Source organism: Pseudoduganella sp. GW821-FHT05F09, from assembly GCF_059419605.1.
This window is the reverse complement of the sequence record NZ_JBWKSD010000010.1, coordinates 71,555-85,848: the sequence shown is the minus strand read 5'-3', so window position 1 is coordinate 85,848 and position 14,294 is coordinate 71,555. Positions and strand designations below refer to the sequence as shown.

General features: G+C 66.5%; 11 protein-coding genes and 1 tRNA gene. 6 read left to right on the top strand and 6 right to left on the bottom strand.

Annotated features, from left to right (window positions below; translation table 11 throughout):
* Nucleotides 1-56: 56 nt before the first annotated feature.
* A complete protein-coding gene (locus AC07S4_RS26725; protein ID WP_494989493.1) occupies nt 57-524 on the top strand; it encodes an Lrp/AsnC family transcriptional regulator in 468 nt (155 codons plus the stop codon).
* A 78-nt stretch (nt 525-602) separates the two neighbouring features.
* Nucleotides 603-2,198, top strand: a complete 1,596-nt coding sequence (locus AC07S4_RS26720) for a DUF4955 domain-containing protein (RefSeq protein ID WP_494989492.1) — start codon at nt 603-605, stop codon at nt 2,196-2,198.
* A gap of 8 nt (nt 2,199-2,206) precedes the next feature.
* Here AC07S4_RS26720 and AC07S4_RS26715 read toward each other — a convergent pair whose 3' ends face one another.
* The 3 genes from AC07S4_RS26715 to AC07S4_RS26705 all read right to left on the bottom strand — a co-directional run bounded on the left by AC07S4_RS26715 (nt 2,207) and on the right by AC07S4_RS26705 (nt 4,741).
* Nucleotides 2,207-2,653 (bottom strand): acyl-CoA thioesterase, encoded by a 447-nt coding sequence (locus AC07S4_RS26715; protein ID WP_494989491.1) that lies wholly within the window; start codon nt 2,651-2,653, stop codon nt 2,207-2,209.
* 19 nt (nt 2,654-2,672) lie between these two features.
* Nucleotides 2,673-3,800 (bottom strand): acyltransferase family protein, encoded by a 1,128-nt coding sequence (locus AC07S4_RS26710; RefSeq protein WP_494989490.1) that lies wholly within the window; start codon nt 3,798-3,800, stop codon nt 2,673-2,675.
* A gap of 119 nt (nt 3,801-3,919) precedes the next feature.
* Entirely contained in the window at nt 3,920-4,741 is an 822-nt protein-coding gene (locus AC07S4_RS26705) for an IclR family transcriptional regulator domain-containing protein (RefSeq protein WP_494989489.1), read from the bottom strand.
* A gap of 174 nt (nt 4,742-4,915) precedes the next feature.
* On the opposite strand from AC07S4_RS26705, the gene AC07S4_RS26700 reads away from it, so the two are divergent.
* From AC07S4_RS26700 to pcaF, 3 genes are read left to right on the top strand one after another with little or no spacing between them, the layout of a single operon-like run.
* Complete coding sequence (locus AC07S4_RS26700; RefSeq protein ID WP_107870255.1) at nt 4,916-5,581, top strand: 3-oxoacid CoA-transferase subunit A; 666 nt, start codon at nt 4,916-4,918, stop codon at nt 5,579-5,581.
* Nucleotides 5,581-6,222, top strand: a complete 642-nt coding sequence (locus AC07S4_RS26695) for a CoA transferase subunit B (RefSeq protein ID WP_494989611.1) — start codon at nt 5,581-5,583, stop codon at nt 6,220-6,222. The genes AC07S4_RS26700 and AC07S4_RS26695 overlap by 1 nt, the downstream gene beginning before the upstream one ends.
* 11 nt (nt 6,223-6,233) lie before the next feature.
* Nucleotides 6,234-7,436 (top strand): 3-oxoadipyl-CoA thiolase, encoded by a 1,203-nt coding sequence (gene pcaF, locus AC07S4_RS26690; protein WP_494989488.1) that lies wholly within the window; start codon nt 6,234-6,236, stop codon nt 7,434-7,436.
* 164 nt (nt 7,437-7,600) lie between these two features.
* Here pcaF and AC07S4_RS26685 read toward each other — a convergent pair.
* Nucleotides 7,601-7,693 (bottom strand) — tRNA-Ser (locus AC07S4_RS26685).
* An 86-nt stretch (nt 7,694-7,779) separates the two neighbouring features.
* A complete protein-coding gene (locus tag AC07S4_RS26680) occupies nt 7,780-11,679 on the bottom strand; it encodes a beta-galactosidase (protein ID WP_494989487.1) in 3,900 nt (1,299 codons plus the stop codon).
* Between the two features lie 158 nt (nt 11,680-11,837).
* On the opposite strand from AC07S4_RS26680, the gene AC07S4_RS26675 reads away from it, so the two are divergent.
* On the top strand, nt 11,838-12,518 hold the full coding sequence (locus tag AC07S4_RS26675; protein ID WP_494989486.1) for a hypothetical protein: 681 nt from the start codon (nt 11,838-11,840) through the stop codon (nt 12,516-12,518).
* On the opposite strand, the gene AC07S4_RS26670 is transcribed toward AC07S4_RS26675, so the two are convergent.
* A complete protein-coding gene (locus AC07S4_RS26670; RefSeq protein WP_494989485.1) occupies nt 12,496-14,121 on the bottom strand; it encodes a glycoside hydrolase family 43 protein in 1,626 nt (541 codons plus the stop codon). The two genes, AC07S4_RS26675 and AC07S4_RS26670, sit on opposite strands and share 23 nt — an antisense overlap.
* Nucleotides 14,122-14,294 lie beyond the last annotated feature (173 nt).

Below are 14,294 nucleotides of genomic sequence, written 5' to 3'. Positions count from 1 at the left end.
TATTTGTTCGGACGGAAGCAATAGAATGGTTTTTTCTTTCGCAAAACCGCACAAAAATGAAAAATGATTCCCTGGACGCCGCTTCCCTCAAAATCCTGTCGGAATTGCAAAAGAACGGCCGGATCTCGTCCAACGAGCTGGCCGAAAAGATAGGCATGTCGGCCAGCCCGTGCTGGCGCCGCCAGAAGGAGCTGGAGGACAACGGCTACATCATCCGCTACACGGCGCTGGTGGACCGGCGCAAGCTGGGGCTGTCGGTGGTGTGCATGGCGCACATTACGCTGGCGCGGCACGAGGAAGGCGTGGTGAAGAATTTCGAGGAGGCGATGCGTTTGCGGCCGGAGGTGGTCGAATGCTACGAGACCACCGGCAATGCGGACTACCTGGTCAAGATCGTGGTGGCGGACATGGACGGCTACCACGATTTCCTGCACAACGTGCTGGTAAAGCTGAACGGCGTGTCGCAGGTCAACACCAGCGTGGCGCTGCGCGAAGTGAAGTACGAGACCGCGCTGCCGCTGTAGGCAAGGCTGGACGGCATCCCGGCTTGCTTTTCCGGGGGATGACTGGTAACGTTCACACACCTCACTTTGCGGCCGGCCATGAAAACCACCCTCCTCAGTCTCCTCATGCTTTGCGCCTCCTCCGCATGGGCGGAAAAGACCAGCGCCTGGGCGCAGCGCCCCTTCATCGACTTCTCGTGGGCCGGCGCCCATTACGGCGGGCAGGAGATTGCGCCGGTGAACACGGCGATCTTCAAGGCGGCCGACTACGGCGCAATCCCGGGCGATGCGCTGGACGATACCGACGCGATCCAGCGCGCCATCGACGCGGCCAGCGCGGCCCATGGCGGCATCGTGCAATTCGAGGCCGGGACCTATCTGCTCAACAGCGGGCCGGCGCCCAAGCGCCTGATCGTATCCGCCAGCGGCGTGGTGCTGCGCGGCGCCATGCAGGGACAGACCCACTTCAAGATGGTCAACGCCCTGGCTCCGGCCAACCCAAGCCAGTTGTGGGCCGCGCCTGCCCTGGTGACCTTCACTCCCGGCAAAGTTCAAGCTGGCCCGGCATGGCCGCTGGCGGCGCCGGCGCGCATGGGCGACACCCGCATCGTGCTGTCCGCCCCCGCCGGCTTCCAGCAGGGCGATTTCGTCCGTATCGAGATGCAGAGCACCGCCGCGAACGCCAGCTATCTCGAAGGCAAGCCCACGCGCCCGATCTGGAGCAGGATTAACAGCCAGGGCATCAAGGTCATGGAAATGCACGAGGTGGCCAGCGTCGACGGCGCGGTGCTGCATCTCAAGACGCCGCTGACGACGGCCATCGATCCCAGTCTGCCGTGGACCGCGAGCAAGGCCGCCGTGCTGCGCAATGTCGGCTTCGAAGGCATCCGGCTCGAGGGCAGCTTCAATGATCGCTTCGTCCATCACAAGAACGCCTATCACGACTCCGGTTTCTGCGGCGTCGAGCTGGATCAAACCGTCCATTCCTGGGTGCGCCGCAACCAGTTCGAGAATGTGACGCAGCCCGCAGTGATCCACGCCGGGGCGGCCAACACCGTGATGCTGAACACCGTCGCCGGCAATAGCGGCCACCTCAGCTTTGCCGCCACCTTTTCCACCTACAGCCTGATCGGGCTGAACCTGGACATCACGAAGGACGGCCAGTGGCACGGGGTCGGCGCCTCGCATCAATCCACGGGTACGGTGTTCTGGCGGGATGTGGCGCCGGCCTCGCGCGGCATCGATTCCCACGCCAACTTCCCGCGCCACACGCTGTTTGACGCGATCGAGAGCCGCGGCATGTGGGGATCGGGCGGGAACTATGCCGACCTGCCCAACCATCTGGCGGGCCTGGTCATCTGGAATTTCCACCAGACCGGGAAGCTCGAAGCAAACGAGAGCCCCACTTTGGACATGTGGAAGCTGCCTGGCTCGGACGCGCAGCAGTACGGCCCGTACACGGCGGTCAATCCGGTTCTGGTCGGCTATGTGGGGCCATATTCCGCCGTGAACAGCGCGAACATGGGGCTGGCCGAAAGCATGGGCAGGCACGTGGCGCCCGAATCGCTCTACGAGGCGCTGCTGGAGCAGCGGCTGGGCAAGCTACCGGCCTGGCTCCTGGCCGCCAAGCATGAATGGGCGGCGCTGCTCAAGGCCAGGCTGGGCCGGGACAATCCGGCGCTGGGAGGACAGTAAACCAGCCGCTAAGGCGCGTCCGCCGCGCCCACCATGGCCTGCAGATAGATGGCGCTGAATTCCGGCGGGAAGCGGCGCGCGCGGCCGGCGCTGATGTCCACGCAGACCAGTTCCCAGCGGCCGCGCAGCACCGTGGCCTGGTCGCTATCGCGTATCAGCTGGAAGCGGCGCTCCATGGTCATCTTGCCGTCGCTGGCGGTGAGCCAGGTGCCCAGCGTGAGCGGCTCGCCCAGGCGCGTGGCCTGCAGGTAGTCATAGGTGGCGCTGCGGATGGCCATGGCGCGGTCGAGGCGGTGGTAGTCGGCCAGCGCCAGCCCCAGGGCTTCCGAATGGGACCAGCCTATCGCCTCGCACCAGCGCACGTAGACCGCGTTGTTGGTGTGCTGCAGGCCGTCGATGTCCTGCTCCTGCGGCTGCAGCGGTAAGGTGTAGGCTTGCGGGTAGTCCCAGGGCACGGATGTTTTCCTCTTTCAGTCAGGCCGGTACGGGGCGCGCACCGAGATGCTGCACCGCCAGCGCAACGGCACGGCCCAGCGGCACTTCCACCCAGCGGTGGAACACGGCGCCCGCCGCCAGGCTGGCGCTCCAGGCGATCAGCATGCCCGCCGCCTGCCAGTACGGTTCGGCCGGGGCGTAGCGGGTGAAGGCCGCGTTCACGAGCAGGCAGACCGGAAAGTGTATCAGGAATACCGAGTACGACGTCCGCGCCAGCGCGTTGACCGCCTGCCATGCGCGGCCGGCGTTGGCGGCCAGTTTGGTGCGGCCGAAGGCGAACAGCACGCAGGCCACGGCCAGCGCCACGGCGATGCGGATGCGAAAGTCCAGCACCAGGGCGGCCAGCGTCGGCAGCACCAGCACCGCCAGCAGCAAGGCCACCGCGCCGGGTTTGCGCCTGGCGTCGCTGGCCCACCAGGCCAGCACGCCGAGGCCGTAGCTGCCGAAGAAGTATGGCGCCCAGCTGTCCCAGCTGCTGTCCAGGTTGAAGTGCAGCAGCGAGCTGCTGACGGCGGCCAGCATCACGGCGGGCATCAGCCAGGGGCGCTGGCCGCCGCCGGCCAGGCGTCCGGCCAGCCACAGCATGAGCACCATGGCGGCGTAAAGCTGGAAGTCGATGGCCACGTACCAGGCGCCGGCCGACAGGGATTCGTAACCGAGCACGCCGTGCAGCAGCAAGGCGTGTGCGCTGAGCTGGCCGAAGGTGGGCGCTGCGGAAATGGAGTCGTGCGTCATCCAGGCGCCGGCCAGCGCGTTGGCGCCGGCTGCCAGCAGCGTGGCGGCCAGGAAGGGCGGCGCCAGCTTGACGTAGCGGCGCCAGATGGTGTGCAGCGGCGCGGCCACGCCGGGACGGCCGGCGGGGGACAGCGATTTGGCGGCCAGGAAGCCGCCTGCAACCAGGAACACCTGCACGGCGATGCGCGCGTGGTCGGTGAGCCAGGCCATCAGCTCGGGCGCCAGCGCGCGCGCATGGCCGGACATGGGGCCGTAGAAAGCCAGGTGGTGCAGCACAATCAGCTGCGCCGCGCCGGCTTTCAACAGGTTGATCAGGCCGAATTGTGCGGGGGCCGTGCCCGCACTCGCCGGGCGTGCTGCTACTGCATTCATTACCATCCCTTGCTTGCGTTTGTTTTCCTACAATGCTTCTACACGCAAGACAAGCTGGCGGTAATATTGCGGACCGGGCGGTATGATAGCCGAAGTTCAGGAATGGGGGCGCCGGATTGCTATGGCAGCAGCACGGACAGCTCGCCAGCGCCCTCCCGCAGCACCGGCAGGAAAGTCTCTATCATCCTCGCCGCGCTGACGCGGCTGGCCTGCACGCCCACGTTCAGCGCCGCCAGCACGTTGCCGGACGCGCCGCGCACCGGCACCGCCAGCGAGCGCAGGCCCTCTTCCAGTTCCTGGTCGTTCAGCGCGTAGCCCGCGCCGCGCACTTCATCGAGTATGGTGCGCAGCCGCGCGGCCGACACCACGGTCTTGTCCGTATAGGCCTTCAGCTTCACGCGCGCCAGGTAGGCGTCCAGCTCCTCGGGCTCCAGCTGCGCCAGCATGACACGGCCCAGCGAGGTGCAATACGCCGGCAGGCGGCTGCCGGTGTTGAGCGACACCGACATGATGCGCGAGGTGGCCGAACGCGCCACGTACAGAATCTCATCCTCCTGCAGCACCGCCAGCGAGCACGATTCATTCAGCGTGCGGCTGATGCGGTTCAAATAAGGCGCGGTCGATACCGTCAGCGGCGTGGAGGACAGATAAGAGTAGCCCAGGGTCAGCACCTTGGACTGCAGCGTGAACTGGTTGCCGTCCGCCTCCGCGTAGCCCAGCGCGCACAGGGTGTGCAGGCAGCGCCGCACGGCCGCGCGCGAAATGCCGGTGCGGTGGCTGATCTGGGCGATGGTCAGGCTGCGGCGCTGGTCGCTGAAAGCGCGCAGCACGGACAGGCCGCGCGCCAGCGAAGTCATGAAATCGGGACTGGTCAGCGCATCGATTTCCTCGGCCTCGCTCATGCGCTCCGGCGCTTCCAGGCTGGCGGGGGTCTTGGGCATGCCGATGCACTCCTTGAAAAATCGTTCGATTACCGCACAGCTTCGTTTCCAGCCGATTGCCCCGCAGATCCGGGCTGGATACACTGAACTGGTAGCAAATTCGGCCAGTTGTTCGATTATCGCACACCGGCCTGGACCCAACAAGCGCGGCGCTCCGCCGCTGGAAAGCATATCGTGATCAACAAAATCTCTCCCTCGCTGCAGGCCGCGGTGGCCGACATCGGCGACGGCGCCACGGTGATGATAGGCGGCTTCGGCAACGCCGGCATGCCCTCGGCGCTGATCGACGCGCTGATTGAACAAGGCGCGCGCGAACTCACCATCGTCAACAACAACGCCGGCAACGGCGACACCGGCCTGGCCGCGCTGCTGGCCGCAGGCCGCGTGCGCAAGATCATCTGCTCCTTCCCGCGCCAGGCCGACTCGCACCATTTCGACGCCCTGTACCGCGCAGGCAAGGTGGAGCTGGAACTGACCCCGCAAGGCAACCTGGCCGAGCGTATCCGCGCCGCCGGCGCCGGCATCGGCGGCTTCTTCTCGCCCACCGGCTACGGCACCCTGCTGGCCGAGGGCAAGGAAACCCGCGAAATCAACGGCCGCATGTACGTGCTGGAGTCGCCCATCCACGCCGACTTCGCGCTCATCAAGGCGCTGCGCGGCGACCGCTGGGGCAACCTGGTGTACCGCAAGGCGGCCCGCAATTTCGGCCCCATCATGGCCATGGCGGCCAAGACCACCATCGCCCAGGTGCGCGACGTGGTGGCGCTGGGCGAACTCGATCCCGAAGTCATCATCACGCCCGGCATTTTCGTCCAGCGCGTGGTAAAGGAGGCAGCATGATGAACCGTTACAGCCGCGACCAGATCGCCGCCCGCGTGGCGCAGGACATTCCCGAAGGCGCCTACGTCAACCTGGGCATCGGCCTGCCGACCAAGGTGGCCAACTACCTGCCCGCCGAGCGCGAGGTGTTCCTGCACAGCGAGAACGGCCTGCTGGGCATGGGCCCGGCGCCCGCAGCCGGCGAGGAAGACGAGGACCTGATCAACGCCGGCAAGCAGCCGGTCACCCTGCTGACCGGCGGCGCCTACTTCCACCACGGCGACTCCTTCGCCATGATGCGCGGCGGCCACCTCGACATCTGCGTGCTGGGCGCCTTCCAGGTGGCGGCCAACGGCGACCTGGCCAACTGGCACACCGGCGCGCCGGATGCGATCCCCGCCGTCGGCGGCGCGATGGACTTGGCAATAGGCGCCAAGCAGGTGTTCGTGATGATGGACCACCAGACCAAGACCGGCGAGAGCAAGATCGTGGCGCAGTGCAACTATCCGCTGACGGGCGTGGGCTGCGTGAACCGCATCTACACCGACCTGGCGGTGCTGGACGTGACCCCGCAGGGCCTGCGCGTGCTGGAAATGGCGCCGGGCCTGAGCTTTGAAGAACTGCAGGCAGCAACGGCCGCGCCGCTGCTGCAAGGCGAATGAAGGAGACAAGCATGAACGATGCATACATCTGCGACGCGGTGCGCACCCCGATAGGCCGCTACGGCGGCGCGCTGAAGGACGTGCGCGCCGACGACCTGGGCGCCATTCCGCTGCGCGAACTGATGCGCCGCCACCCGGACCTGCCGTGGGACCAGGTGGACGACGTGATCTACGGCTGCGCCAACCAGGCCGGCGAGGACAACCGCAACGTGGCGCGTATGTCGTCGCTGCTGGCCGGCCTGCCGGCTGCGGTGCCCGGCACCACTGTCAACCGCCTGTGCGGCTCGGGCATGGACGCGGTGGGCACGGCGGCGCGCGCCATCCAGGCGGGCGCCGCCAGCCTGATGATCGCCGGCGGCGTGGAGTCGATGACGCGCGCGCCTTTCGTGATGGGCAAGGCGGATTCGGCCTTCAGCCGCAATGCCTCGCTGCAGGACACGACCATGGGCTGGCGCTTTATCAACAAGGCGCTGAAGGAAGCTTACGGCGTGGAGACCATGCCGGAGACGGCGGAGAACGTGGCGCAGGACTACGGCATCAGCCGCGCGGACCAGGATGCGTTTGCGCTGGCGAGCCAGAACAAGACGGCGGCGGCCATCGCCGGGGGCATATTCGAGCGCGAGATTGTGCCGGTGACGCTGCCGGTCAAGAAAGGTGATCCGGTCGTGTTCAGCCAGGACGAGCACCCGCGCGCCACCACGCTGGAAGCGCTGGCCAAGCTGAAGGGCGTGGTGCGGGTGGATGGCAGTGTCACGGCGGGCAATGCGTCGGGCATCAATGACGGCGCCTGCGCGCTGCTGCTGGCGAGCGCGCAGGCGGCGCGGGAACACGGCCTGAAACCGCTGGCACGCGTGGTGGGCATGGCCACCGCCGGCGTGGCGCCGCGCGTGATGGGCATCGGCCCTGTGCCTGCGGTGCGCAAGCTGCTGAGGCAGACCGGCCTGACGCTGGAGCAGATGGATTTGATCGAGCTGAATGAGGCCTTTGCGGCGCAGGGGCTGGCGGTGCTGCGGGAGTTGGGACTGCGCGATGATGATACGCGCGTGAATCCGAACGGCGGCGCGATTGCGCTGGGCCACCCGCTGGGCATGAGCGGGGCGCGGCTGGTTACTACAGCGGCTTACCAGCTGCAGCGAACCGGCGGGCGGTATGCGCTGTGTACCATGTGTATTGGGGTGGGTCAGGGGATTGCCATGCTTATTGAGCGGGTGTGACGCTTGCATCGCGCGCCCTCGGCGCGCGGGGCTGCCGCGCAGCGGCAGCAGATGGGCGATTCGGAGAGGGTTGCCCGCCGCCAGGCGGGCAACCCTTCGAATCCCACCGTTCCGTCCAGAGCAACGAAAAAAGCCTCCCGCAGGGGAGGCTTTTTTCGTTGTTCTGGCGGAGACGGTGGGATTCGAACCCACGATACAGGTATAAGCCGTATGCATCCTTAGCAGGGATGTGCCTTCGGCCACTCGGCCACGTCTCCTAGCTGATTACTCAACTATTGCCTTTCCCTCCACGTTGCTGCTTCGGTTCAGACGAGCGTTATAGTACTGGCCCGCCGCGATTTGGTCAAGGCCGCGCACCGGGCATTATTTCGAGCGGTACGCCGCCGCGCGCGGTGCGCAGGTTGACCAGTTTGACCGCTTCCAGCGCGTTCTCTGCCTTGCCGTCCGTGGTCACGGCCAGCGCAACGGTGTTCTGACCGTTGGGGTTCAATATGCCCGGCGGGATGATGAAGGTGCGCTGCGGGCCGACGTTGGCGGCGAACTGCCCCATATTCCAGCCGTTGACGAAGATCAGCGCGCGGTTGCTGCGCTCCGAACGCGGCTTGCCGGCGTCGCCAAAGGCCAGGCCCAGCTGCACGTCGTGGCCTTTCGGCAGGTCCAGCGCGAAGCTGGTGCGCAGCCAGTAGGTGCCGGCCGCCGGCGGCGCGTCCGTGGGCTGCGCGGCTTGCCAGCCGTCCTGCTTGCCCGGCAGATGCCAGCCCTGGCGCTCGCCATACAGGCCGCCGTTGTTGAGCGGGCCGCGCACCGTGTCGGCTATCGCTTCCCCGCCCTGGTTGCCCTGGATGCGCCAGGCGATGGGTACGGCGAAGCGGTTGCCGCCGCGCGAGGTCAGCGAGGCCGAGATCAGGCCGCGCGCTTCGCGGTGGTAGTCGTCCGCCATCAGGTTCCAGTTGTGCGAGTTGTTGCGCACCATGACGGAAATGACGTGCTCGCCCGGCTTCAGGTCGGCGAAGGAGAATTTCACGCTGTCTGTGGTTTCGGGGAAGGAGCGGCCCGTGTCCATTTCGTCCTGGCCGAGGAATTTGCCGTCGACCCAGACCTGTATCAGGCCTGCCCCGCCGCCGCCGTAGAACAGCTCCAGCTGGTTAGCCTTGGCCGCGCCCACTTTCACGCGGCCGCGATACCACACGTCGCCATGGTGGAAGCCGTAGTCGCTCATGCTCAGCGTGGGCTGGCCGCGTTCCGGCATGGTCCAGGTCTGCGCGGCGGAGGCGCGGCTGTCGGCCTTCACCCACTGGCTGTCGTCGAAGCCGGGCTGCGCTTCCGGGCTGTCCATGCGGCGCGTCCACTTCTGCGCGGCCAGGTTAGGCAGGGAGACCGCATCGGGACCGCGCACGGCGCTGGTCTTGATGCTGCCGTCCGGCTGCGCGCTCACGCTCAGCGCCGCGCCGTTGAAGGTAACGGCCGACGCGCCAGCACCCCAGATTTCGAGCACGCTGTCCTTGCTGGCGTCGCCCTCCAGCGCCAGCTTGCCGCCGTCCAGTTTCGCAGAGCGCACCAGCGCCGGGGTCAGTTCCAGCATCGCGCCATGCGGCGTGTCCTGGCGCCACATATTGAAGCTGGTTTTCTCGTCGGCCAGCAACAGCAGCATCGGAGCGCGCCCGCCGCCGCTGACGCGCACGCGCGCCAGGCCGTCATGCGTGTACGAGAGCTTGAGGTCACCCCTGGCGGCGTCGAACACGGAACGGACCTGGCCGGACAGCACCTCCACCTTGGGTTCGGATGCGTAGCGCAGCACGGTTTCCCCGGCTTCCTTGTCGCGGCCGTGCAGCAGCACGATGTCGCGCTCGCCGTTGCGGAAATGCGTCTGGATTTCGGAGTTCGAGTACACCAGGTGCTGGCGCTCCATGGCGTAGGAAGCCAGCAGCAGCTTGCCGTCCTGGCCGTTGATGCGCACCGGGATCTGGTAGCTGCCGTCCTTGGTGGCCAGCTCGAAGCTGGCGCTGTCGTCCGTCACCGCGTCCGATGGGCTGTGCACGGCGAACAGCACATGCGTGCCCGATTTCGGATTGACGTTATGGTAGACCTTGAGCTTGCCGTTGCTCGTCTTCAGCTCCGGCCCCTTGTCCATCTCGGCCAGCGCCTGCTCAGCCGCCTGCACGAACATGCCCTGCTGCTTGAGCGCGTAGGCTTTCTCGCGCAGGCCACGGTCTTCGGAAATGGCCGCGCCGTAGTCGTAGGAGGTGTACACCACGGGCCCCGCCAGCCAGCCCCACGAGGTGCCGCCGAAGGTCATGTAGATGTTGTGGATGGTGATGCGGTTGATCAGGTTGGTGCCGTAGAACACGCGCTGGTAGCCCTTGCCCTGGCGCTGCGCGGTGCAGTTGTAAGTGCCGTTCGAGCCCCAGTAGTCGAACCAGCCGCCGCCCAGTTCCGCGGCGAAGCCCGGCGTCTTCGGCGACGTCAGCGCGCCAGACTTGGGACCGGGCTTGCCGTGCATGCCCCAGTCGGGCGCCTTGTTGGGACCGGACGGGTCGGCGAAGACGTTGCAGGTGCCGCCCGGGTAGCCGTCGAAGGCGTACAGCTCGGTCGGGCCGGAATTGGCCCACGGCGCGGTGGAGCCTTTCGGCGCCCAGTCCGGCAGGCGGCCGGCCGCGTTGTGGAAGAAGGGCACGGTGATGCCGTCGGCGCGCGCTTTCTGCGCCAGGTGCTCCATGTGCCGCACATGCTTGGGCTCGACCTTGCCCAGTTCGTTTTCCAGCTGGTAGGCGACCACATTGCCGCCGCCAGTGGTGGCCTGGTGGCGCGCGATGATGGCGTTAATCTGCGTCATCCACTCGTCGGTGGCGGCGGTGTAGACCGGGTCGTCGGTGCGCGCCTCGGCGCGGTTGCGGAACATCCAGCCGGGGTAGCCGCCGCCGGTCAGTTCGGCGTTCACGTAGGGGCCGGTGCGGGCGATGATGTACATGCCCTCCTCCTCGGCAATCTGCAGCGCGCGCTCAACGTTGCGCACGCTGGAGAAGTCGTACACCCCCTGCTCCCGCGAGTGGTAGCCCCAGTCGAAGTAAAACGCCACGCCGTTGAAGCCTGACGCCTTCATCTTCTGGATCACGTCGCGCCACAGCGAGGGGTTGGGCAGGCGGAAGGGATGGACCTCGCCCGACCACACCACCACGCGTTTGCCGTCCACCATCAGCGAATGCTCGTCCCAGCTGATTTGCTTGGGCTGGCCTTTGGGCTTGGTGGCCTGTGCGTAGGCTTGCGCGTCCTCCGCCAGCACGGTGAAGTGGCGCGCCACGGTGGAGACGCCGCCGACTTCCTTCTTCGGCGTCCAGCTGGCGAAATTATCCTGGCTGTCCGCATACCACGAACGCTTGCTGGCGCTGTCCCCGAAATAGATGCGCCAGCCGCCGCCCGGCAGCTTGACCAGCGCCGGCGCTTCCCGGCCCGCGCCCCAGCCGGCCCAGTCGCCCTTCTTCTGCACCGTCCACGGCCCCGCCAGGGAGCTGGCGGTGGCCAGTTCGATAAAGCCGCTTTGCTGGTTGCGCGCGAAGGCGGCGTAGCCCTCGCCGCTGGCGACCACGAAGGTGTCCGCATAGCCTTGCAGGCCTTGCAGCGGCTTGGGGGCGGACCACTGGCTGAAGTCCGCGTTCGGCTCCACGATATAGGTGCTGAACGCGCCCTTGGCGCCGTCCCTGGACAGCGACACGGCCACCTTCAGGCTGCCGTCCTTGTCGCGCAGCCACTCCGGCGCCGACACGCTGCCCACGCCCGGCAGCGCAATGCGCGCCTCGGACATGGGCTCCCAGTTTTTCAGATCGCGAGAACGCGTAATGCCGAAGGCCGCGCCATCCTGGCCGCTGGTGTAGACCACGTAGTAGTAGCCGTCCGTATGGCGGACGATGGACGGATCGCGCAGCAGGCGCTGCGGCGCCGTGTAGGTCTCCGAGGCGAGCGTGGCAAAGCTGGCGCCGTCCGGCGACGAGAACACGCTGAGGGTGTTCGGCGACGACGCCGTAAAACTGGACATCAGGTAGACCTGCCGGGACTGCGCGGGGTCCGCCTTGGCCTTGGCCTCGGCCGCCTTCAGCGCGGCGTCGGACGCCTGCGGTATGCCCAGCTCCTGCGCCATGGCGGGACCGCCCAGCGTGCCGCAAGCGACGGCAACGGCGGCGGCGAGTCTGCCGAGGTATGGGACTTGCGTATGGATGGCGCGGCGGCGGGCTTTGTTCGTCTGGACCAAGGTCTACTCCTACTTTTATTATCGGGACGTTCGCCCGTCATCCTAATGTGCCCGGCGGCGCAGCATTCGTCAAAACTGTGATTATTTACCAAGTGCACTAGCCACCGCGCCGGTAAATTCGGAATATGCTTGATTGCTCCGGCATTTCGGTCCCGAAGATGAAAAAAACCACCCTGCTCGCGAGCTGTATCGCCGCTGCGCTTACGGCAAATGCGCAGCCATTGCCGGTGACTTCCGCCGACGCCGCCGAGGCCGAAGCGCATTTCGTCAAAGCTCCCCATCCGCCGCTGAAAGAACTGCAGGAGCGTTTTCCGGACGGAGCAAAGGGGTTTTACAAATCCTTGAGCAGCAAGCGCGAAGCGCTCCCCGCCGATCCGGCTGCACGGCGCAAGGCGGTGCTGCGCAAGCTGCTGTGCTCAAGCGAACGGATTGTGCTGGCCAAAGCCGGCGCTTCAGCGTCCTTCATGACCGCGAGCTCGGTCTTCACCAAATTCCGGTTCGAGGTGGTCGATACCGTCTACCCGGCCCAGGGCGGCAGTCCGGAAACGGTTCAGCTTATCCGCGAGGGCGGCGAAGCGAGCGACGGCGGGGAGAAATTCCGGGTAATCAACACCACGAATACGGAATACAAAACCGGGCAGCTGTATCTGCTGGCGTTGAAAAAGCTGGCAAGCGGCGCCAGCTACTTCAGCGACCAGCCCACCCTGGAGGTGCGCGGCGGGCGCATATTTCCGGACGACGGGGACAGGCAAGCATTTCAGGCCGCCGCGCCGCTCCCGGAAGCAATCGCGGCGATACGCGACACGGCCGGCACGCTCAGTTGCCCACTTTCACCCTGAACCAGTCGATATCGATATAGTTCTGCGTGATGCGGCGGCCTGGCTGCCCGCTGGACCTGGCTTCGTCGGCCTCGTCGCGGATGTAGGTGAACACCGCCGGGCGGCTGCCCTTCCACCACGAGAACCGCGCCAACTGGGTCGCCGGGCCGAAGCTGGTGTAGGCCGCGTTTTCCGCCAGTGCGTAGGCGAATTGCACGCTCTGGTCTTGCGCCACCGTGGCGCGCAGCAGGATGGCGTTCCCATCTATCCTGGGCCCGCGCATCTCCTCGCCCGCGTTGGAGTACGCCAGGTAATTGACGCCGCCTTCGCGCACCACGCCTATCCAAGGCACTTTCACGCCGAACAGCGTCAGGCCCGCGCGCTGCGCTTCCGCCATGCCGCCCAGTTCCAGCCGCGTGCTGATCTCCGCGTTCGGCCCTTGCAGGATCTGGGTCAGCGTATTGCGCGCGCCCACCAGGTGGCGCGCCCGGTTGGCTTCGATGCGCATAAAGCCGGGCCGCTGCGCCAGGCTCCAGCGGGCGTTGTCCGGATTGTGGTTCCACGACCATTGCAGGCCCAGTTCGCGGCCTGAGAACTCGTCGCTGTCCTGCAGTTTGCCGCTTTGCGGCGGCACGCCGCTATCCGGATAGGCGTGGCCCGGCACGGGCAGGCCGTAGCTGCCGTCGCCGGCCGGCGCGCCTAGCACCGGCCAGTCGTCTTTCCAGATGGCCGGCTGCAGATGGGCGATGCGGCCGAACGCGCCGGTGCTGTTGAAATGGATGAACCAGCCCTGCCCCGACGGCGTTTCCACATAGCCGCCCTGGTGCGGGCCGCGCAGGCCGTTGCCCGGCTTGAGCACTTCGCGGTGTTCATACGGCCCGTCTATGGACTTGGCGCGCATCACCGCCTGTCCGCCGGTCTCCACGCCGCCTATGGGTGCGAAGATGTAGTAGTAGCCGTTGCGCTTGTAGACCTTGGGGCCTTCCAGCACCGGCAGCGCGGCCTTGTCTTCAATAATGGTGGCGCCCCCGTCGTCAACGCTGCGGCCGTCCGCGCTCATGCGGTGCAGGATGATGGGGCCGGCGCCCACTTTCGAGTGCACCAGGTAGGCCTTGCCGTCGTCGTCCCAGAACGGGCACGGGTCTTCGTAGCCCGGGCCGGCGATGACGGTGACCGGGTCCGTCCATTTGCCCGCCGGGTCTTCCGCGCTGCTCATGAAGATGCCTTCGTTCGGCGTGGCCCAGTAGACGTAGAACCTGTTCTGGTGGTGCCGTATCGACGGCGCCCACACTCCGCCCGCGTAGCGCATGCCTTCTCCCACCGGCTTGGACACGCTGTCCGTCAGCGTGTAGGGCGGCACCATATTGTAGGAAGGATGGAAGTTCAGCTTGGCCAGCACATGGCCGGCGATCTTCCAGTGCACCAGGTCTTGCGACTGCAGCACCGGTATGCCGGGCGAGAAATGGAAGCTGGAGGCCACCATGTAGTAAGTGCCGCCGACGCGTATCACGTCCGGGTCCGAGTAGTCGGCATGCAGGATGGGGTTGGTGTACACCGGGGCCGTGGCCGCCGCCTGGGCGGCCAGGGGCTGCACGGCGGCCAGCGCCAGCACTGCACACTGCATTACGCGAAATACTCCCTGCATTGGGGCTCCTTGTCCAAGTCGGCCGATGGATCATAGCCAAGTAAAGCAACAGTTAATCGGCCAAAACAATCAACTTGTTGACTATAAGGGCCTGGCGCCGCCGCACACCCGGCAGGCAATTGACTCCATTTAAGAAAGCTGCCTACCATCAC

Excerpts from the sequence above, each read along its gene's own strand:
- AC07S4_RS26725 (WP_494989493.1), top strand. The coding sequence starts at position 57 with ATGAAAAATGATTCCCTGGACGCCGCTTCCCTCAAAATCCTGTCGGAA.
- AC07S4_RS26720 (WP_494989492.1), top strand. The coding sequence starts at position 603 with ATGAAAACCACCCTCCTCAGTCTCCTCATGCTTTGCGCCTCCTCCGCA.
- AC07S4_RS26710 (WP_494989490.1), bottom strand. The coding sequence starts at position 3,800 with ATGAATGCAGTAGCAGCACGCCCGGCGAGTGCGGGCACGGCCCCCGCA.
- AC07S4_RS26705 (WP_494989489.1), bottom strand. The coding sequence starts at position 4,741 with ATGCCCAAGACCCCCGCCAGCCTGGAAGCGCCGGAGCGCATGAGCGAG.
- AC07S4_RS26695 (WP_494989611.1), top strand. The coding sequence starts at position 5,581 with ATGAACCGTTACAGCCGCGACCAGATCGCCGCCCGCGTGGCGCAGGAC.
- pcaF (WP_494989488.1), top strand. The coding sequence starts at position 6,234 with ATGAACGATGCATACATCTGCGACGCGGTGCGCACCCCGATAGGCCGC.
- AC07S4_RS26675 (WP_494989486.1), top strand. The coding sequence starts at position 11,838 with ATGAAAAAAACCACCCTGCTCGCGAGCTGTATCGCCGCTGCGCTTACG.
- AC07S4_RS26670 (WP_494989485.1), bottom strand. The coding sequence starts at position 14,121 with ATGCAGTGTGCAGTGCTGGCGCTGGCCGCCGTGCAGCCCCTGGCCGCC.